Origin of the sequence: Pseudomonas stagnisoli, from assembly GCF_048595745.1 — a bacterium.
GTDB classification, from domain to species: Bacteria; Pseudomonadota; Gammaproteobacteria; order Pseudomonadales; family Pseudomonadaceae; genus Aquipseudomonas; species Aquipseudomonas alcaligenes_A.
This window is the reverse complement of the sequence record NZ_CP184361.1, coordinates 4041703-4061889: the sequence shown is the minus strand read 5'-3', so window position 1 is coordinate 4061889 and position 20187 is coordinate 4041703. Positions and strand designations below refer to the sequence as shown.

Here is a 20187-nt window from a genome sequence, read left to right as displayed (position 1 = left end):
ACCGACGAGGTGTCCGATATCCCGCGCATAGCCTCGGAGGGGCGGGCGCCTGGCGCGGCATTTGCTGTACCAGGCGCTTCGCGGTTTCGTCCGATTCAGGAGTTCGACGATGAATGCCTTGTTGCTACCCGGTGTGAACGCTCTGGAGCGCTTCAGCTTTGCGCGTAAGTTCCAGCTGCTGGCGCTGCTGTTTCTTCTGCCGCTTGGCTACGCCGCCTGGTCGATCGGCGACAACTACCTGGGCAAACTCAAGGTGGTCGATGACGAGCGCTCCGGCGTCGTGCAGCTGCAGGCGCTGGACCGGGTCGAGCGCCAGCTGCTGGGCCAGCGCAACCTCACGGCGCGCTGGAAGGCCACCGAACGCAATCGCCAGGCCAGTGACGAGACGCAGGCCGCCTTCAGTCGTCTGCAGCAGGCCGATGGCGAGCTGGATGACGCGTTGCAGGCCCTGCAACAGGTGCTGGCCGCTGAGGGCGCCAGCGAGCAGGTGCTGGCCGATCTGCAGGCCCTGCAAGGTGAACGCGACGGCTTGAGGGCGCAGGCGCTGGGCAGCGTCGGCTGGTGGCCGGATGCCTATGACCGCTTCACGCGGGCCCAGCAGCGCCTCGCCGCGCTGCGTGAGCAGATCGCCACCGACAGCGGCCTGATTCTCGACCCCTGGCTGGAGACCTACCTGCTCATGCAGCTGGCCACGCAGGACTCACCGCGCTTGCAACAGCGTCTCGGCGTGCTCGCCAGCGTTGGCCAGGGCGCGGTGGTCGCCGGTCAGTTCAGCCTGCAGAGTCGCCTGCAGTTGCGCGAGATCCGCGCCGCCGCCGGCGAGTCGCGGCTGCAGCTGGGCAAGCTCGGCGAACGCCTGCAGGGCGAGTTGCCAGCCTCGCTGGCGAGTTGGGGGCAGGCCTATCAGCAGAGCCTGGCCGGCCTGGATGCCTGGCTCAAGCAACTGGACCAGCAGATGTATGGCGACGCCGGGATTACCCTCAAGGCCGCCGATTTCGAGCGCGGCATGGACGGCGCGCTGGGGCATGTCGAGGCGCTGCAGCAGGCCACCCTGCACGCCCTGGACACCCGCCTCGGGCAATACCGCAGCCAGGCGCTCCGGGCCCTGGTTTTCACCCTGGGGGCCTTTGGCCTGCTGGTCGCGCTGGCGCTTTACGCCCTGGTCTGCCTGCAGGCGTCGATCCGCGGCAGCAGCTGGCGCATTACCTCGCTGGCACAGTCACTGCGCGATGGCGACCTGCGCCGCCACGTCACGGTCCACGGCAAGGACGAGCTGGCGCTGATCGGCGCCGCCCTCAACGATGCGGTGGCGCAGTTGCGCGACTCGCTGCAGGGCGTCAACCGCGAGAGCGCCGAGCTGGGCGATACCGTGCTGGTGCTCAGCGACGAGGCGCGCCGTGCCCTTGGCGCGGTGGAGCAGCAACAGCAGCAGGTCAGCCAGATCGCCGCCGCCGCCACAGAGATGGCGGCCACCGCGCAGAGCGTGGCGCAGAACTGCGAGCTGGCCGCGCAGGATGCCGGCCAGACCCTGGCGATTGCCGAGCAGAGCAACCGGCGTAGCCAGCAGACCACCGCCAGCATGCGCCAGCTCACCGCACGCCTGGGCGACACTGCGGCGGCGCTGGCCGAGCTGCGCCAGCAGGCGCAGCAGATTGACCGCGTGGTGGACGTGATCAAGGGCATTGCCGAGCAGACCAACCTGCTGGCGCTGAATGCCGCCATCGAGGCGGCGCGGGCCGGCGAGGCCGGACGCGGCTTTGCCGTGGTGGCCGACGAGGTGCGCTCGCTGTCGCAGCGCACCCAGGAGTCGACCCGCGAGATCAGTGCCACGGTCGAGGCTCTGCAGCGCGTGGTGCTGCAGTCGGTGGAGCTGATGCAGACGGCCTGCAGCCAGGCCGAGGGCGATGCCGGTGCGGTCACCGAACTGGGCGATCATCTCGGCGAAATCGCCGGCGCCGTGCAGCGCGTCAGCGACATGCTCACCCAGATCGCGGCCGCGGTGGAGCAGCAGGCGGCCACCGCCGAGGAGGTCAGCGGCAATATCCAGCAGGTCGACCAGGCCGCCGCCAGCCTGCTGCAGGGCGCGCAGGCGGTGCATGGCGTCGCCGACCGGCTGGGCGAGGGCAGCCGCAGCCTGGCGCAGAACACCGCGCATTTCCATCTGCAGTGAGGCGTTGACGAAGTTTTCACAGGTCCCCTGGCAGAGTCTGGGAGATAAGGCGGATTCCCCGCCAGCGCTTGGGGCTGTGATGACTGATGCACAACGTGCCCGCGCCGCTGTCGACTGGCGCGGCCTGGGTTGGACCCTGCTGTTCTTCTGGTATTTCTCCGGCGTTACCCAGGCGTTGATCTACGCTACGGGCAGCGCGGGCTTCTCCGGCCTGCGCCAGTCGCTGCTGCTGAGCCTGCTGTGGCTGGTGCCGCTGCTGCTGTTCCCGGCGCGGGCGCGGATGCTCGCCGCGCTGATCGGCGTGCCGCTGTGGCTGTGCTCGCTGGCCGGCTTCGGCTACTTCCTGATCTACGGCCAGGAGTTCTCGCAGAGCGTGATCTTCATTCTCTTCGAGTCCAATGTCAGCGAGGGCAGCGAGTACCTGGCGCAGTATTTCGCCTGGTGGATGCTGCCGGCCTTCTTCGCCTACGGCCTGGGCGCCTGGTTGCTCTGGCGCCGGGTACGTCCGGTGTACCTGCCTCGCCCGGCGGCGGCGCTGGCCGCGGCCTTCTTCCTGTTCGCCTCGCTCGGTTACCCGGCGATCCGCCAGTTCAGCAAGCACGAGGACGTGCAGGTGGCGCTGGAAAACTTCGAGGAGCGTATCGAGCCGGCCACGCCCTGGCAGTTGGTGGTGGGCTATCGCCAGTACCGTGCCCAGCTGGCCAACATGCAGGCGCTGCTGGAAGGCCGTCAGCGCATCGCGCCGCTGACCGACCTGCGTGACGCCCACGCCGGCCAGCCGGCCACCCTGGTGCTGGTCATCGGCGAGTCCACCAACCGTCAGCGCATGAGCCTGTATGGCTACGGCCGCGAGACCACGCCGGAGCTGGACAAGTTGCGCGATCAGCTGCAGGTGTTTACCGGTGCAGTCACCCCGCGGCCCTACACCATCGAGGCGCTGCAGCAGGTGCTGACCTTTGCCGATCAGGAGAACCCGGAGGCCTACCTGAATACCCCGTCGCTGGTCAGCGTGATGAAACAGGCCGGCTACAAGACCTACTGGATCACCAACCAGCAGACCATCACCAAGCGCAACACCATGCTCACCACCTTCTCCAAGCAGGCGGACGAGCAGTTCTACCTGAACAACAACCGCGAGCAGAATGCCCGCCAGTACGATGGCGATGTGCTCGACCCGTTCGCCAAGGTGCTGGCCGAGGACGCGCCGCGCAAGTTCATCGTGGTGCACCTGCTCGGCACCCACATGAGCTACCAGTACCGTTACCCGCCGGAATACGAGCGCTTCACCGACCACAGCGGCGCGCCGGCGCATGTCAGCGAAGACCAGCTGCCGACCTACAACGCCTACGACAACGCGGTGCTGTACAACGACTTCGTCGTCTCCAGCCTGATCAAGCAGTTCGCCGCCACCGATCCGAACGGCTTCCTGCTCTACCTCGCCGACCATGGCGAGGCCGTGTTCGACGCGCCCAAGGCCGAGGTACTGGGGCGCAACGAGGCGGCGCCGACCGACCCGATGTACACCATTCCCTTCCTCCTGTGGAATTCGCCGAAGTGGCAGGCGCAGCAGCCCCGTGACTTCGCCCAGGCCCTGGCGCGCCCTTTCAGCAGCTCCAGCCTGGTGCATACCTGGGCCGACCTGGCCGGCCTCGACTTCGCCGAGCATGACCGCAGCCGCAGCCTGGTGAGCAACGAGTTCAAGGCCCGCCCGCTGCTGATCGGCGATCCGCAGCAGCCGCAGAACCTGATCGACTTCAGCCTGATCCGGCCCAAGCCGGTGGACAGCGAAGTGGCTCAGCAGGCGGCTGCAAGCACCCCCGCCCAGCCTCTGTAAGACGGCCGCCCGCCGGCGCTTGACGGCGTCGGGCGGGCGGTTCACATTCAGGTGCAGACCACGTTCACGTGGCGCCCCTCGCTACATCCCTCTTCGCGTCCCGCAGTCGCCTCGTTCCTGCCGATCCCTTCAGCCATCGGGGTATGGGTGACATGTCGCAACTTTCCCTTCGCGCCGGCTGCGTCGCCGGTGGCCTGCTCGCCTGCCTGGCGCTGCCAGCCCAGGCGCAGTTCTATGTACTCAGCGATCTCGGCAGCCTGATCGCCACCTCCTACAGCGTGCCGCATGGGCTCAGCGAGAATGCCGATGTGGTCGGCTACAGCTATGCCGGCCTCGGTGCCCACGCCTTCCTATGGACCCCCGAGGGCGGCATGCAGGACCTCGGCACCCTGGGCGGCAGCACCAGCTATGCCTATGGCATCAATGCCAGCCGCCAGGTGGTCGGCTATGGCCCGCAGGGTGGCGTCGATCGCGCCTTCCTGTGGAGCACGGGCGGGGGCTTCCAGCTGCTCGGCACCCTCGGTGGTGGCAACAGCTACGCGCGCGAGATCAACGATGCCGGGCAGGTGGCCGGCTACAGCCAGATCGCCAGTGGCAAATACCGCGCCTATCGCTGGAGCGCGGCTGCGGGCATGCAGAACCTTGGCGTGCTCGGCAGCGCCAGCAGCAACAGTTACGCCACCGGGATCAATGAGTCCGGCCAGGTGGCCGGCTTCAGCCATGTCGGCAATGCCGCGCATGCCTTCCGCTGGGACCCGGAACTCGGCCTGCAGGACCTCGGTACCCTGGACGGCGGCAACAGCTACGGCAAGGCCATCGGCGCCAGCGGTGCGGTGGTCGGCTACGCCAGCGCGGCGGGGGCCGAGCATGCGTTTCTCTGGACCAGCGCGGGCGGCCTGCAGGACCTCGGCACCCTCGGCGGCGCCAACAGCTATGCCAAGGGCGTCAATGCGCAGGTGCGCGTGGTCGGCCAGGCGGACACGGCCACTGGCGCGGTGGGCTTCGTCTGGAGCCTGGAGGAGGGCATGCAGGACCTCAACAGCCTGATTCCCGACCCCGGCGGCTGGACCATCGAGGCCGGTCTCGGCATCAACGACCAGGGCGTGATCGTGGCCATGGGGCGCAATGTCCTCGGCCGGGTGCACGCCCTGCTGCTGGTGCCGGTGCTGGACGAGTAGCCCTGCAGCCATCGCCCCCTCTCCCGGCGGGAGAGGGCCGGGGTGAGGGTATCTGCAAGCCACTCGCGGCCCCTGCCACCCTCACCCGCCCCTGCGGGCACCCTCTCCCGGCGGGAGAGGGGCGGCGGCTCTAGATACTCTGCCCGCAACGCGGCGCGCGCTGCAGCGGCGCGCTCGGCTGCTGCTCGGCGAGAAGCTCGAGCTGCGCCACGCAGCCGTGCTTGAGGGTGGTCTCCAGTAGCAGGCTCTGCACCGGAAGCAGGTCGCCGTCGAGGATGTGCTGCTGGCTGGACAGGCCCAGGTAGTGGTTGCTGCCGAGCAACAGCCGGTTGACGCCTTGCAGGTGGATCATCGCCTTGCCGACATTGCCCAGCTGGTTGCCGAGCAGGCTGATCTCGCCCGGCAGCGGCGGCTCGTTGCGGATGCGGATGGCGTACTCCGGATTGCCGCTGATGCGGTTGTCGATGATCAGGGCGCGGCCGATGTGCTGGCCATCGATGCCGCTGCCCTGGCTGTTGCCAATCAGGTTGCCGGCCACCAGCAGGCCCTCGGCCGGCTGCTGCGGACTGCCGCTGAGAACGATGGCGCTGGCACCGGTGCCGCCGATGCGGTTGTTCTGCAGGGCCAGGGCGCCGCCCTGCAGCTGCGCCTCGATGGCGGCCTTGCCGACGTTGCCGATCAGGTTGTCGGTGATCAGCCCGGCGCTGCCGTCACGCAGGCGGATACCACTGTGGTTGCGTATGTCGCTGATCTGGTTGCGGGCGATGCCGACCCGGCTGGCGGCGAGGTCCAGGCCGTACTGCTGCAGCTCGCTGAACTGCGAGTCTTCGATCAGGGCCAGGCTGTCGTGCAGCTCCACGCCGCTGGCCATCTCGCGCAGCTCGCTGGCGCGGATCAGCACCCGCGCGGGTGGCGTGGCGGCCGGCTGCTGGGCGCTGCGCCGGCTGGTCAGGCCGCGCGCCAGGTGGGCGTTGTAGCCCAGGCGCGCCAGTCGCGACTGTTCGATCAGGGTGAAGCTGCCGGCCCAGGCCATGATGAAGGGGCGGAACGGCTTGGCCGCCAACTGGCTCTGCTCGCCGGCCCAGCTCTGCAGCTGGGCCCGGCGCAGCACCAGCTGGCCGCGGTTGATCAGCGCGGCGCCGGCGCGGCTGTTCAGGTACAGGCGCTGGTCTTCCACCAGCAGCGCACCCTTGGGGCCGATCAGCAGCGGGTAGCTGAGCAGGTAGCCGTCCTTGTGCGGCTTGAGGATGCGCGGGTCGTTCAGCGCCTTGGCCAACTGCTCCAGGCTCAGGCTACCCTCGTCCAGCAGCAGCGCCTGCGGGTGGTGCGCCTGGTAGTCGGCGATCACGCGGAACAGCCCGCTGCTGACGAACGGCTCGAAGGGCCAGCTGCCGGCCTGGGCCGAGAACAGGCTGGTCAGGCTGACCCGGCCGCGCCCGCCCGGTGTGGCGACGGCGAACTGTGCCGGGTCCAGGCCTTGCGCCGGGGTGGTCAGCAGGGCGGCGATCTGCGCCTGCTGCGGGTGCTCGCCGAGGGCCGCGAGCTGGTGATGCAGCAGCGTGCGGGTTTGCGCCGGGCACAGGCCGCAGAAGGCGATCAGCAACAGCGGCGCGCAGCGGCGCAGGTAGTCGAGCGCGGCCATCGGGTTACCTCGCAACGTGGGGATAGAGTGGCGCCAGGCGCCCGCCGAGCTGGCCGTAGGCGGTGGCCGCCACGCCGGCGCTGGCTTGCAGGCGCAGGGCCAGGGCGTGCTGCGGGTACAGGTCGAGGAAGGGCAGCAGCCACACCAGCTTGTACGGCGGCACCTCGTGCTGCGGCTGGCCGCGCAGTTCGGCCAGGCGCTGCGGGTCGAGCAGGCTGAGGGCGGCGAAGTCGGCCAGCCGCTGCAGGCGCCGGTCATCCTCGGCGCTGAGGCCGGGGCCGTTGTAGCGCGAGGATTCGGCCAGCAGCAGCAGGGGCACCATGGCGTAGTGGGTGTAGTTGGCCGCCAGCGGGCCGCGGCCCAGTTCGTTGGGCAGGTAGGCGTAGGGGCCGTGCGGCGAGTCGGTGATCTGCGCCAGGCCACGGCGGAAGTTGCGCTCGCCCCAGGCCACATAGTCGTCGCGGCCCAGCAGCATGCCGCTGGCGGCCACGGCCCAGCCGGCCCAGTAGTCGTGGTTGTTGAAGTAGGCGAAGTCCGCCGCCTGGCGCGGCCGGTAGTCGTCCATCACCTGCTCGGCCAGGCGCTGCAGCCAGGCCTTTTGCGCGCTGGAAAGCGCTGGCCGGCCACCGCTCAGCGCCTGGCTCTTGAGCAGGGTCGAGGCGATGGCCGCCAGCGCCCACTTGCGCGCGGCCAGGCCGGTCTTGCTGGCATCGCGGCTCTCGATCGCCCCCGCCTCCGCCCAGGCCTGCAGCCACTGGTCCAGACAGGCCAGGGCAGTGCCGGCCTGGCGGGGATTCTTGGCCTGCACCAGGTAGTCGGCGAACTGCGCCAGGCGCTGGGTGTACTCGGCCAGGCGGCCATGGGTTTCCTTGGAGCGCGCCGACACCTTGCCGCTGAGGGTCGAGCGGCTGGCGTCGCTCTGGTCGTACTTGCTATCGATCTGCAGCGCCCCGGTGTAGGGCTCGGGCACGGCCTTCGGACATTCCAACTGGCGGTAGTCGCCGATCTGCGCCGCCAGCGGCAGCGGCCGAGGTGGCCAGATCGACTGCGGCTGCGCCTGCGCCGCGCCGGCGCAGAGCAGCAGGGCGAGCAGCACTCTTACAGACATAGCCGGGTCTCCACCGCCACGGGCGCGGCCAGGTCCTCGGTCGGCTCGATGAATACCGACAGCAGGTTGGCGTCGCGGTAGGCGGCGTCCTGGCTCAGTTCCAGGTAGTACTGGCCGCCGGCGACGATGGCCTCGCGGCGGTACCACTGCTTGTCGCGCTGGCCGTTGTCGTAATAGACGATGACGTAGAAGTCCTTGAGGTTCTTGTCCGCCAGCTTGATGTCGAGAAAGCCCGGCTTGCCGCGCAGGTCCAGGCGCTGCGCGCCGCCATTGCTCAGCAGCTCGAAGCGCTGGCCGCGCGGCAGCGCCGGTAGCTCGCTCTTGCGCTCGCCGAGCACCTGGCCCTTGGCGCAGCCACCGGCAATGGCCGGCAGCAGCTGGCGGTACATCAGCGGGTCTTCCAGGCGGAAGCTGGCCGGCAGCTCCCAGATGATCAGCTTCGGCGGGGCGTCCGGCGTGTAGTCCGGCGATTGCAGGTAGTTGAGCAGCGCGCCCTCCTGGCCGGCGCCGGGCAGGGCGACGTTGAGGATATCGACGCTGAGGTATTCCTTGAGGTAGCCGTCGAAGTTGTAGTTCTTGGTGTCGTCGTCGCGCGCGGCCGAGTTGCTGGTGCCGACCAGCACCACCTCCTGGCTGCTCTGCTCGTCGAACAGCGCACCGAGGTCGTCGCCCGCCGGCACGGTCTGGAAGCCGCGGGCGTACTGGAAGCCGTAGTTGTTGCCGCAGATCTTCTTCAGCGCGCGGCTCATGGTGCCGTCCTTGGGCACCATCACTCCGGGCTCGGTGCGGTACTGCTTCTTGCTGAGGTCGGCGTAGAAGGGTTGCTGCCTGATGCTGTCGGCCACCAGGCGCGCGGTGTGCATCGCGCCGGCCGGCGTCCAGTGGTGGTCACGGCGGAAGAAGTAGTCCTGTTCGGGCGGGCTGTCGACCAGCGGCAGGATGTCCGGCACCACCGCGCCACCGGCGCGCAGCTGGTCGAGGAAGCTGGCCAGGTTGCGCCGCGCGGTGGCGAAGTCGAAGCCGTAGGCGCTGTCCGCGCGCACCTTGTCGCGGTGCATGATGCCGCGGGTCGGCTGCACGGCGATCACCACCTGGGTGCCGCGGGCATGGAAGGCGTCCATCAGGCGCTTGAACTGCGGGCGCATGGCGGGCGGAATGCCGAAGTCGTTGCTCAGGTCCACCTCGGAGCGGAACAGCCAGGTGTCCTTGCCCGGGGCGACGTACTTCATCGACTTCATGATGCCTTCGCCGTAGTGCGCGGGGTCGGCCAGGCCCGGGCACAGCAGGCAGTCGAGGTCGCACTGCTCGGCCGCGCGCAGGGCGGGCGCGGCGAGCAGCAGGCTGGCGAGGAGCAGACGGGACAGGCTCATGGCGGCGGCTACTTGATGCTGTCCAGGCCGTTCATCGCGGCGATGGTGCGCACCCCGGCGCCGCTGGGGATGACCACATAGCTGTAGGAGCGGCCCTTCTTCAGGAACAGCTCGTCGAACTTGGCCAGGTTCTGCTCGCCGGCGTAGGCGGCGAAGCCGATCTTGATCTCGTTGACCATGCGCGTGCCGGCCTGCTGGCTGGCCACGCCCTCGACCACCGCATGCTTGCCGTCCAGGGTCTTCAGCGAAAGCGGTTTGTCGGTGAGGTTGTAGAAGGCGATCTGCGCCTTCTTGCTGTCCTCCACATAGTTGTCGGCGATGGCCTTGAGGCTGCTGCCGTCGTACACCAGGGTGGTGGCGCTGCTGGGCTTGAGGTCGGCCTGCAGGCTGGCGCCGCCGACCGTGACCTTGTGCGTGCCAGGCGCGCTGAACAGGTAGTTGCCGAGTTGGCCGGCGCTGACCTTCTGCGCCGCGCTCTTGCCGCTGAGCATCACCTCGGCACCGCTGGTGGACAGGTTGAGTACCCTGATGTAGGCCGAGCCGGCCGGCGCCACGGCGTCGTACAGGGCGGCATTGCCATCCTGCGCCGGGCTGAGGGCGGGCGCGAGCAGGGCGAGAGCGAGCAGCAGGCGGGAAAGGGCTTTCATGGGTTCAGTCTCCAGTCAGAAGAATTGGTTGGCGGCGACCTGCCAGCCGGAGGTCACGGGTTTTTCCGCCAGCAGCGTGCGCACCGGGAATTCCCAAATCACCGTGGTGATCTCCGGGTCGGCCAGCTTCTGCCCGGCAAGGAACTGCTCCATGGCGTAGAACGGCCCCTTGGCCTCCACGGCCGTGGTCTGCAGGTCGGTGCGCAGGGACTCCTTGAGGAAGCCGGGGAAGTTCCAGTCGTCGATCTTGGTGTAGCTGGAGCCGACCAGCATGATCGGCTGGGCGGCCTCGCCGAACAGCGCCGCATCGCTGGCCTGCTGCTCGGTCTTGAGTGTTTCGAACACCGGCAGCGGGCTCGGCTGGAAGCGTTCCGGCGCCAGCGTGCGGTTGAACTGCAGGTAGTTGCTGAGATCGCCCGGCAGCTCCTTCTGCGCCACCTGGCGCGAGGTGTAGGGCGTGCTGCCGACCAGTTCCGGGTGCTGGCGGGCCAGTTCCTGGGCGGCCAGGCGAGCGCCATAGGGCGTCCAGTGGGTGTCGGTGGGCAGGAACAGCGGCTGCTGCTCCTTCTGTGCGAGGAAGGCCTCGCGCAGCGGTGCCACCTCGATACGCTGCGCGCGCAGGCCGCTGAGGAAGTCGTCGTAGAGGGTCTTGGCCCGCGTGTCCGGGGCACGGCTGGCGTACTCCTCGTAGACATCCAGCTTGAGCGGCAGCGGCAGCAGGATCAGCCGCTTGTTGTGTGCCTTGAGGGTCTTCTCCACCTCGGCGATGCGCGACAGGTGCTCCTCCAGCGCCTGCTGGTAGGCGCCGGGAACGCGGTATTCCTCGTTGCTGAACAGCCAGCCGTCCTTGCCCAGCACCACGCCGCTGGAACCCTCGCGGAACAGCAGGTACTGCAGACTGGCCCAGGCCTCCACCGAGGGCTGGCGCAGGAACAGGCCCTTGTCGTAGTAGTCCTCGAACTGGCGCAGCAGCTCGCCGCTCATAAACTGCGTGGCGGCCGTGGACGGTTCCTGGGTGCGTGCGAACGCGACCACCCGGGGGGTGGAGTAGAGCAGCATGGCGGCCAGCAACAGGATGAACAGGACGCCGTTGACCCTGCTTGCCGAACTCATGACGGGGAATGACATGGCAGCCTCCTAGAACTGGAAGTAGAGGAACGGGGAAAAGGAGTTGGCGGCCAGGCGGCTCAGCGACAGGCCGAAGGCGGCCCACAGCGCCAGCATGCTCAGCCCGCCGACGTGCTGCATCCAGTAGCCCTGCTGGGCGCCGGCGTAGAAGCGCAGGTTCAGGCGCCCGGCCAGCAGCAGCCAGACCACCGCCACCAGGGTGAAGGCCAGGGTCATTTGCGAGGTCGCCAGCAGGTACACCTCCAGCGAGCCGATGCCGTTGAAGCCGAGCATGGCGGGGACGATGCGCAGCGCGTGCTGCATGTCGCCCGTGATGAAGAAGGGCATCACGCCCACCACGAAGATCAGCGCCAGCAGGTTGCGCCACCACTTGTAGGGGCCGCCGATCTTGGTCACCAGGCCGAGCCGGCGCTCGGCCACCATGAGCACGGCGAAATACAGGCCGAAGAAGATGTAGGCGAAGCTGGCGCCGTGCCAGAAGCCGGACAGCAGCATGGTGCAGAACAGCGCGCCGTCGGCGCTGACCCGTTTGGAGCGCACCAGCGGTACGTAGATGTAGTCGCGCAGGAAGTCGGCCAGGGTCAGGTGCCAGCGCCGCCAGAACTCGGTCAGGCTCTGGCACAGCAGCGGCTGGTTGAAGTTCTCGGCGAAACGGAAGCCCATCATCATGCCCAGGCCGATAGCCATGTCGCTGTAGCCGGAAAAGTCGAAGTACAGCTGCAGCAGGCAGATGAACATGCCGAACCAGGCATCCACCATCTGCGGCTCCGAGCTGCCGAGAATCACAGTGCCCATGGGGGCCAGCGAGTCGGCGATCAGCACCTTCTTGACGAAGCCGAGCATGAAGCGGCAGGCGCCCAGGCTGAACAGCTCCATGGAATGGGTGCGCTGCTTGAGCTGCTGGTCGATCAGGCTGTAACGCAGGATGGGGCCGGCCACCAGCTGCGGGAACAGGGCGATGAAGGCGGCGAAGTCAACGAAGCGGCGGGTCGGTTCGGCGTCCTTGCGGTAGATGTCGACGATGTAGCTGAGCGCCTGGAACACGTAGAAGGAGATGCCCAGCGGCAGGATGATGTGTTCCAGGGTGAAGGTGTTGATGCCCAGCGGCTGCAGCGCGGCGGCGATGACCTCGACGCCGAAGTTGGCGTACTTGAAGTAACCCAGCGCCGCCAGGTCACCGGCCACGCCCAGGCACAGCAGGCGGAACGCGCTTTTCTTGTCGTCGGCGTCGATGCGGCGCTTGATCAGCAGGCCGAACCAGTAGTTCCAGTAGGAGATGGCGACGAACAGCAGGAGGAAGTCCGGGCGCCACCAGGCATAGAACAGGTAGCTGCCCAGCACGATGACGTAGGAGCGCCAGGAGTCCTTGACCGCGTAGTACACCAGCAGGAACACCGGCAGGAAGAGGAACAGGAACACGTTGGATGTGAAGACCATGGCGACACCTCGCGGTCAGTAGCGCAGCACCAGGCCGAAGCTGGCCTGGTAGTCGTTGTCCAGGCCGCGAACTGCGCTGCCGGCCCGGAAATAACTGAGGGAGAGCAGGGCGTTGACCTGCATCTGGCGGCCTTCGTAGGCCAGCGGAAACATCTCCCAGAAGTAGTTGAGGTCCAGCGTCTGGCCCAGGTGGCTGCCGCTGCGCTCGCCGTCCGCGCTCGCGCGCAGCGGCAGCTCGCCGTCTTCGTCACGCAGGCGCAGGTCGGTCAGGCGCAGGTCGAGCTGCTGGCGCGGCCGTGGCTGGCTGTCCAGGCCGATGCCATAGAACGCCAGGTTGCGCAGGTCGACGCCGACGAAGGCGCTGACCAGGCCGGTGCTGTAGGTCTCGGGGTCGGCCACCCGGTCGGACTGGATGGCATTGAGGCGGAAGCCGTCGCCGTCCTCGTCCGGTTCGTCGGTAAGGCCGCCGTGCAGGTAGAGGCGCGGCCGCCAGGAGCTGTCGTCGAAGCGCTTGCCCAGCTCGCTGAGCAGGGCCCAGCCGCGTACATCCTGGTCGCGACCGTCGTTGTAGCGGTTGTCGCCGTCGAGCATCGCCAGCTCCAGGCGATAGTCGTCGAGCAGCCCCCAGCCCAGTTGCTCGCCGCTGGCGAACAGGCCCAGGCGCTGGCCGCGGAAGTCCAGCGGGTCGTCGGTTTCGTCGCGGCCGCTGTGGTCGCGCTCGATCATCAGGCGCAGGCCGGTCCACTGCTGCGCTTGCCAGCGCAAGGCGTACTCGCCCATCAGGTAGGCGATGTCCTGCTGGTCGGCGTCCAGGCTGCTGATGTCGCTGTTGTAGCTGTGGAACTGCTCGGCGATGGCGACGAAGCCACGGGCGAAGCTGTCGTCGTAGTCCAGGCGCAGGGCCTCGATGCTGTCGTCCCACCACAGGCCGAAGTAGTCGCCGAAGCGCTGGCGGCCCACGGCGAGGGCGAAGCGCGGGTCGTCGCCGAGCAGGTTGCGGCGCAGGTAGAACTCGCGCAGCTCGGCGCTGAAGTATTCGAGCTGCTGGGCCTCGTTTTCCTGCAGCGGGGTGCTGGCCTGGCCGGAGTTGTAGTTCAGCCAGGCGCGGCCGAAGCCCTGCCAGCGCGACCAGGCGCCTTCCTCGGAATACCAGGCCAGGGTCGGCTCGTAGCGCAGGCCGTAGAAACCTTTGCGGTCATTGCCCAGGGTGCCGTCCTCGGGGCCGTAGCCGCCCTGCAGGGTGGCCTTCTGGGCGAACTCGAAGCGGCCCAGGTCGGTGACCTTCTCCTGCGCCGGGGTGCTTTCGTCGGCGACTATTTGCTGGGCCGATTCCTCGGCCAGTGCCAGCCAGGGCAGGCAGAGCAGAGCGGGCAGGCAGCGTTTCATAGGGTCGCCTCCAGCTCTTTTAGGATGCCGGCGCGGGCCTGCAGGGCGCGTTCGCGGTCGCCGGCGGGCAGCTTGCCGTCGAGCTCGCGCAGGTACTTGCGGGCGCCCAGCTCGCCGCGCTCCACGGCCAGGCTGGCGTAGGCGTAGGCTTTGATCGGGTCGTTGCAGATGCCTTTGCCGCCACCGTAGATGGTGGCAATGCGGTAGAAGGCCGACGGCACGCCGCGCGCGGCGAGCAGACGGTAGGTGGCGATGGCCTGGGCTTGGTCGACCTGGTCCAGGCCACCCATGCTGTAGAGCTCGCCCAGGTTGAGGTAGGCGTTCTGGTAGCCCTCGGCGAGCAGGCCGTCGATGATCGCCTTGGCCTTGAACGGGTCCAGGGTGCGCCAGCCGCGCACCAGGTAGGCCGAGGCGCGCAGGGCGCGACCTTCCTGCGAGCGGGTCTGCTCGATGCGGTCGATCAGGGCGAAGACGTCTTCTGCTGCATAGTTCTCGGGTGCCGACATCATGTAGCTGGCCTTGGCCACCCTGGCCGAGTCGGCCTGGCGGGCGATGGCGTTGTCGAGCCAGGCCATGACCTCGGGATCGTGCTCGCGCGGGATGCTGCTGAGCAGGCTGCCGATGGCCTGCACGGTGCCCAGCGGCAAAGCGTCGGCCTCGGCCAGCAGCGGCTGCACCCGTTGCGGAAACAGCGTGTCCTGCTGCTCGCCGAGCGCCTGGTAGAGTCGGTCGACGGCGCGCGCGTCCTCGCGCAGGGCTTGCAGGTAGAGGCTCTCGGCCAGCGCCTGCTGGCCGTTCAGTTCGGCCAGGCGGGCGCGGTACAGGTTCAGGTGGCAGGCGTCGATGCAGGCGCGCCGGTACAGCTCGATCAACGCCTGTGGCTCGGCGCGCGGGAACAGTTCGGGGTAGACCAGGAACACATCCAGGCTGGTGGTCAGGGTGGCGAAGTCGCGGCTCAGCGGGTAGCGCTGCAGCGCCTGGGCGAAGAAGGCGCGGTGCGCTTCGCGGCCGTCGGGCTGGCGTTCGACCAGGGCCGCCAGCGGCGCCAGCGCGGCGATCTCGCCATGGCCGTCGGCGAAGGCGCGCTGGTACAGGGCGATGGCCTCGTCCTGGTGCTGGCCGGTGCGGGCCAGCTGGTCGGCGAGCAGCAGCATGGCCGGCTGGTCGCCACGCTCGACCAGCGCGCGCAGGTCGGCCTCGACGTCGGCACTCGGGTCCAGGTGCAGGCGGTACTGCACCTGGGCCAGGCTGGCTGCCTGGGCCAGGCCGGCGCAGAGCAGCAGGGCGAGCAGGCTGGCGATCGCGCGGTACGACATGGCGTCTCCTAGAGGCTGCTGGTCAGCGGCAGGCCCTTGAACAGGTCCACCGTCACCGGTTGCTGATAGGCCGCCAGCGGCAGGGCCTTGTCCGGCTTGATGCTCAGCACCAGCGCCTGGTTCTCGGCGTCCACCGCCGAGCGGATCACCGTGCCCTTGCGCGGCTCCGGTTCGCCGAACACCTGCAGGTCGATGGCGCTGATGTCGTGCAGGCCCTTGAGCTTGTCGAAGGGGAAGCTGGCCTTGACGTAGAGGTCGTCGTCGGCCGGGATCAGGTGCGCCAGTTCGGCGAACTTGTAGGCGTAGCCGTCGGTGGGCTTGCTCGGGAAATACACGTAGCAGTCGCAAGGGCTGGCCAGGGTGGTTTCGATCAGCGTGCGCCCGAGCAGGCTCTGCAGGTCGTTCTGCGACAGGCGCGCCAGGGCCTCCAGGTCGGCCGGTGTGGTGAAGCTGGTGGCCAGCTGGGTGGACACGCTGGCGATCGGCTCGCCGGCCTTGACCCGTTGCACGCCGGCGGGCAGCAGGAAACGCACATAGCCGTTCTCCGGCATGCTGAGGATGTGCGCGTCGGCGCTGACCAGGGCCTGGCTGGCCGGCACGCTGAAGAACAGCAGGTAGCTCTTGTAGGCGAGCACCCCGGCCACGGCGATGCCGGCCGCCAGGTAGCCGGCGCTGCCCAGCAGGGCGCGGGCCCGTTCCAGGCGGGTGCGCGCACCGCTCTGGCTCTGCTTGCGCTGCTTGATGTAGTTCTCCCGCTGCATGACGTTGAACAGGCCGTTGACGTCGGCGATCTCGCCGGACAGGTAGGCGCTCAGCAGGTAACGCAGGATGTCGCGCTTGCGTGGTTCCAGCTCGACGAACTCGACGCCGATAAGGCCGCCGCGCTCGGCGATGACCTTGACCCGGGCGTCGATGGTCAGCGCCACCTGGTTGAGTTCCAGCTGGATCGCGGCGTCGTACAGCGCGCCCTGCGGCAGCTCGCGCGAGCAGCGCAGGCCGAGGCCGCCGAGGGAGATGTCCTGCAGTTCGCAGGCGAAGCTGTCGTCGGCGCCGCTCAGGACGACGCGCGCCGGCAGCTTGCTGCGCACGTGCTGGCGCTCGTCCACCGCTTCGTGGACCACATTGGGCGCGATCGAGGAAATGGCACTGCTCATGGCGTTCCGCCTCTCAGGGTTGGGACAAGGTGAGGAGCAGGGCCACGACGCCGCCGAACAGCGCGAGCGCGGAGGCCTGCATGGTTTTCGAGGACCAGCGGTTGAGGGCCTGGTCGAAGGCCGCATCGCTGCGGTCGAGGGTGGTCTTCTGTCGCGTCCAGCTCTGCTGGTCCATGTGGAACAGGGCATGCACCTTCATCGCCGAACCGACGATCTGGTTGTAATAGAGCGCCAGCGGGTAGAGCGGATCGACCGGGTGCCCGGCGAACAGCATCAGCAGGGTCACCAGGGTGCGCGACAGCAGCACCCAGAACAGGTAGACGAGCAGGAACTCCACGCCATACAGCAGGGCGGCGACCACCGAGGCCGTCAGCCCGAGCAGGCTGGTCCACATCGACACGCGCTGGTCATAGAGCACATACATGGTGAACAACCCCAGTTGCCGCACCCCGAGCAGGCGGGTGGTGCGGAAGTTCTGCCGCAGGGAATTGCCGTACCAGCGGAACATCAGCTGGCGGGTGGCGCGCAGGAAGTTGCTGTCTGGCGGGTGCTCCACAGTCAGGGTGTGGCTGTCCGGCACGTAGAAGGTGTCCCAGCCGGCGCGCATCAGGCTGAACCAGGAGGACTTGTCGTCACCGGTGAGGAAGCGGAAGCGGCCCAGGCGCCAGTGCTGCAGGAAGTCGGCCTCGACATCGCGGATGAACGCCGGGTCGGTCATCACGCAGGCGCGGAAGAACGACAGGCGCCCGGTCATGGTCAGCACCCGCCGCGACAGGGCCATGGAGCACATGTTGATGTGGCGCTGGACGAAGCGCAGCGAGTGCCACTCGCGCACCAGCTTGCCGCCTTCGACCTGGCAGAACTCGTTGGTGGTGATGCCGCCGACGCTGGGCAGGTAGGCGAAGAACTTCACCGCGTTCTCCACGCAGCCGGGCAGCATCATGGTGTCGCCGTCGACCACGCCGACCACCGCGTCCTCCAGCGGCATCTGTCGCGACAGGGCGCGGAAGGCGTGGGCCAGGCCGTCGCGCTTGCCGGTACCGCGGGCGCGCACCACCACCAGGCGGATGTCGTCGCGCGCCGGGCTGACGCAGTCGCGCATGATCTGCTTGATGAAGTTTTCGTCGGCCTTCTCGACGATGGACACGATCACGGTGCAGGGCACGGGCAGGCGCTGCACCTCCTCGAACACCGAGCGGTACACCTTGTAGGTGGTGTGGGTGGGGATGCGGAAGCTGGTCACCACCATGAAGATCTGCGAGGGCAGCGCGGCCTCACCCATGGCCCCCACGGCGCGGCGCATGCGCGGGAATTTCCAGTGCATGAAGTACATGCCGCGCAGGTAGTGCATGGCGGCGTTGCCATAGCGCCACATGCCGATGCCGCCGATCAGCAGGATGAAGTGCTTGTGCGCCGGATCGAGCAGGTTGGGATCGACCAGGCCCGAACAGAGGGCGATCAGGGCGAACAGGCAGGTCCAGCCAAAAAAGCGGGCGCAGGGGTTGCCCTGCGACAGCGGCAGTACGCTGTCAGCGCTATGACCAGGCATGCTCAGCTCCCGCAGGGGTGGTTGGTCGCGGGGGCGTGCGTGGTGAAACGGCCTGGCTGTCGAGGCGCTACTGCGGGGAATCCGATACCCAAATCCATTGCCTACCCCTCATCCCGGAAGGTTGGTTGCACGTCAGATTTAGGCAGTGGAAAGCGTGGCGAAGGTGAAATGCGCAGCTGTTCTTGATCTGGAAAGTTGTCGCCGTGAACTCGGCGATCTGTGCTGCAGTCCACAGTGCAGACAGTGCGCCAAAATTAATGCAGTTGTATGAATTTTTTCAAGGAAGCCGCTAAGTACTTCTGGGTATGGCTTATGACTTTCTGAAAATTCATTTAAGTCAGTAATTTAGCGAGCGTCTGAAAATTGGCGTTCTATAAAAAACATCGCCGAGCTTGTGGCTCGGCGTTTTCTATCGATGCTTTCTGCACCGGTTCGGACAGCGGAGCGCGGCGATGAACCGTTTTGGCGCTCGCCGCGCGCCGGGATCACTGCTTGGGGCGCCAGGCACAGTATCCGGGACGCGGGCCGATGCGCGGATGGTTGCGGCAGGTGTCCGGGCGCTTGTCGTAGACGGTGCACAGGCGGGTCTTGCGATCCAGGTACATGCAGTCGTCGTTGCTCATGCGGGTCAGGGTGAAGATGCCCGACTTCTGGTTGAAGCGCTCGATCAGCCCTTCCTTCTGCAGGCGCTTGGCGATGTTCTTCGGCGGTTCGCCGCGCTCGAACTCGTCGACCACGCCGAGGCGGATCAGGTCGGCGATGCGCACTTCCACCGGCATGGTGCAGCAGGTCGACATGCAGCTGGTGCACATGTCCTTGTTGTATTTGGTCCAGGTCTCGACGCGGTCGATTTCCGCGGCGGCGATCAGTTGCGGTCTCATGTCAGGCTCGATGGCGCAGGGCGCAGGCAAATCAGGCGCGCGATGATAGCGGTCACACCGGCTTTGTGAACCCCTTCCCGCTCGGCGGCTTTGTAAGCTTTGGCTTACACGGCGCGCCGGCGACGGCTGCTATCAGCATGCCATCAGTCAGATTAATCTCGCTTTCAAGGACTTAGCGCAGGAAGCGCACCTAAAAGAACAGGGACATGAAGGATTGTTCGCCAGGATGGCGCACCGACCACGGATGTCAGGACCAGTCTGCAGAACCTCGCGCAAGCGGGGTTTTCTTTTTTCTGCGCCCGACATTTCTGGCGAGCGCCGCAGGCGCTGCCTTGTCGGTTGCCCTCATTTGGCCCGCAGGATGGTCGAGCGCCTGGCCTCGTCCTGCGGGAATACCCGGCCGTTACGCAGGCACTCGAACAGATGCTGGAACACCACGCCGGGTTTGCCCTGGTCGTCGCTGCGGAAGTAGGAGTGGCCCTTGGGCGTGTCGTAGCGGGTGTTCACGTCATCGCAGTCCACCGCATACAGGTTGTGCGGCGCCAGGTCCATGTTCTCCGGGCCGCTGTGGCCGAGGCGCCGCGAGGCGATGCGGTTCTTCAGGTTGGCCGCCTTGCTGCCACGCAGGGCGAGGTCGTCCGAGGCGTAGTACACCACCACGTTGCGCGAGGCATGCGAGATCAGCTCGCCGCGCTGGCCACGATGGATCGATTCGTTCTCGATGTCGGCGGCGATCAGGAAGGTGTTGCGGAACAGCATGGGGACGCCCTGGGCCAGGTCGTAGCGGTCCCATTCGCAGAGGGTCTCGCGCAGCACCCGGTTGCCCATCGAGTGGGCCAGTACGTTGATGCGCTTTAGGCAGCTGTCGAGTCCCGCCGCCTCGCGCTCGTCGCGCCACTTGAGGAACAGGCTGAGGGCGCGGGCCAGGGAAATGGCGCTGTAGTCGGCGGATTTCTGGTCGTCCCAGTAGTCCTTGACGATCCCCAGATCGTTGTCGCACGGCCAGATCACCGGGATCACCAGCACCTCCTCGGCCAACGCCTGGTCGCACAGACGCTGGAACTCCTCGACATTGGCGAACACATCGTCGGGCAGGTTGGAGAAGCCGTGGATGTACAGCAGCACCTGGCGCTGCGGCGCCTCGTGCAGGCGGTCGAGGAAAAGTTCGCTGCCCAGTTCGATCAGATTCTTCTTGCTCTTGCGCTGGCAGAAGTAGACCGAGTGGCTGGGGGCGTTGTTGCTGAGGTCAAAGTCGAACTTGCGGCCTTTCACCGTTTCGATAGAGCCGGTGGGGAAGCGATTGGTGATGAACAGCATGGCGTGACTCCCAGGCGTTGCGCAGACGGGTGCCGTGTGGGCGGCGGTTCTGGCAGAACGACGAGGGACA

At 67.5% G+C, this 20187-nt stretch carries 15 protein-coding genes; 3 read left to right on the top strand and 12 right to left on the bottom strand.

What is annotated here, in order from left to right; genetic code table 11:
• The first annotated feature begins 109 nt into the window (after nucleotides 1–109).
• From ACOAPY_RS19495 to ACOAPY_RS19485, 3 genes are all read left to right on the top strand, one after another.
• The gene (locus ACOAPY_RS19495) at nucleotides 110–2170 is read left to right on the top strand and encodes a methyl-accepting chemotaxis protein (RefSeq protein WP_465154409.1); all 2061 of its coding nucleotides are present in this window, start codon (nucleotides 110–112) and stop codon (nucleotides 2168–2170) included.
• 79 nt (nucleotides 2171–2249) lie between these two features.
• Nucleotides 2250–4004: a phosphoethanolamine transferase CptA gene (gene cptA / locus ACOAPY_RS19490; RefSeq protein WP_465154408.1), complete on the top strand. Its 1755-nt coding sequence runs from the start codon at nucleotides 2250–2252 to the stop codon at nucleotides 4002–4004.
• A 152-nt stretch (nucleotides 4005–4156) separates the two neighbouring features.
• Complete coding sequence (locus ACOAPY_RS19485) at nucleotides 4157–5182, top strand: hypothetical protein (protein ID WP_465154407.1); 1026 nt, start codon at nucleotides 4157–4159, stop codon at nucleotides 5180–5182.
• Between the two features lie 130 nt (nucleotides 5183–5312).
• On the opposite strand, the gene ACOAPY_RS19480 is transcribed toward ACOAPY_RS19485, so the two are convergent.
• The 12 genes from ACOAPY_RS19480 to ACOAPY_RS19425 all read right to left on the bottom strand — a co-directional run bounded on the left by ACOAPY_RS19480 (nucleotide 5313) and on the right by ACOAPY_RS19425 (nucleotide 20117).
• A complete protein-coding gene (locus tag ACOAPY_RS19480; RefSeq protein ID WP_465154406.1) occupies nucleotides 5313–6824 on the bottom strand; it encodes a right-handed parallel beta-helix repeat-containing protein in 1512 nt (503 codons plus the stop codon).
• Nucleotides 6825–6828: 4 nt separating this feature from the next.
• Complete coding sequence (locus ACOAPY_RS19475) at nucleotides 6829–7932, bottom strand: polysaccharide lyase (protein WP_374322275.1); 1104 nt, start codon at nucleotides 7930–7932, stop codon at nucleotides 6829–6831.
• The gene (locus ACOAPY_RS19470) at nucleotides 7923–9302 is read right to left on the bottom strand and encodes an alginate O-acetyltransferase AlgX-related protein (RefSeq protein ID WP_465154405.1); all 1380 of its coding nucleotides are present in this window, start codon (nucleotides 9300–9302) and stop codon (nucleotides 7923–7925) included. The genes ACOAPY_RS19475 and ACOAPY_RS19470 overlap by 10 nt, the downstream gene beginning before the upstream one ends.
• Nucleotides 9303–9310: 8 nt before the next feature.
• On the bottom strand, nucleotides 9311–9949 hold the full coding sequence (locus tag ACOAPY_RS19465) for an alginate O-acetyltransferase AlgF (protein ID WP_076581053.1): 639 nt from the start codon (nucleotides 9947–9949) through the stop codon (nucleotides 9311–9313).
• Nucleotides 9950–9964: 15 nt separating this feature from the next.
• Nucleotides 9965–11077, bottom strand: coding sequence for an alginate O-acetyltransferase AlgX-related protein (locus ACOAPY_RS19460; RefSeq protein ID WP_465154404.1), 1113 nt, complete (start codon nucleotides 11075–11077; stop codon nucleotides 9965–9967).
• A 9-nt stretch (nucleotides 11078–11086) separates the two neighbouring features.
• A complete protein-coding gene (locus ACOAPY_RS19455; protein ID WP_465154403.1) occupies nucleotides 11087–12514 on the bottom strand; it encodes an MBOAT family O-acyltransferase in 1428 nt (475 codons plus the stop codon).
• Nucleotides 12515–12529: 15 nt separating this feature from the next.
• Nucleotides 12530–13900 carry an alginate export family protein gene (locus tag ACOAPY_RS19450; RefSeq protein WP_465154402.1) on the bottom strand — a complete coding sequence of 457 codons (1371 nt, stop codon included), beginning with the start codon at nucleotides 13898–13900 and terminating at the stop codon, nucleotides 12530–12532.
• Nucleotides 13897–15216 (bottom strand): SEL1-like repeat protein, encoded by a 1320-nt coding sequence (locus tag ACOAPY_RS19445; RefSeq protein WP_465154401.1) that lies wholly within the window; start codon nucleotides 15214–15216, stop codon nucleotides 13897–13899. Before ACOAPY_RS19445 ends, ACOAPY_RS19450 begins: the two co-directional genes overlap by 4 nt.
• An 8-nt stretch (nucleotides 15217–15224) precedes the next feature.
• Nucleotides 15225–16370, bottom strand: coding sequence for a PilZ domain-containing protein (locus ACOAPY_RS19440; protein ID WP_465154400.1), 1146 nt, complete (start codon nucleotides 16368–16370; stop codon nucleotides 15225–15227).
• A 13-nt stretch (nucleotides 16371–16383) separates the two neighbouring features.
• Entirely contained in the window at nucleotides 16384–17919 is a 1536-nt protein-coding gene (locus ACOAPY_RS19435) for a glycosyltransferase (protein WP_465154399.1), read from the bottom strand.
• 485 nt (nucleotides 17920–18404) lie between these two features.
• On the bottom strand, nucleotides 18405–18800 hold the full coding sequence (locus ACOAPY_RS19430; RefSeq protein WP_021698918.1) for a YkgJ family cysteine cluster protein: 396 nt from the start codon (nucleotides 18798–18800) through the stop codon (nucleotides 18405–18407).
• Between the two features lie 345 nt (nucleotides 18801–19145).
• Complete coding sequence (locus ACOAPY_RS19425) at nucleotides 19146–20117, bottom strand: alpha/beta hydrolase (protein WP_465154398.1); 972 nt, start codon at nucleotides 20115–20117, stop codon at nucleotides 19146–19148.
• Nucleotides 20118–20187: the final 70 nt, after the last annotated feature.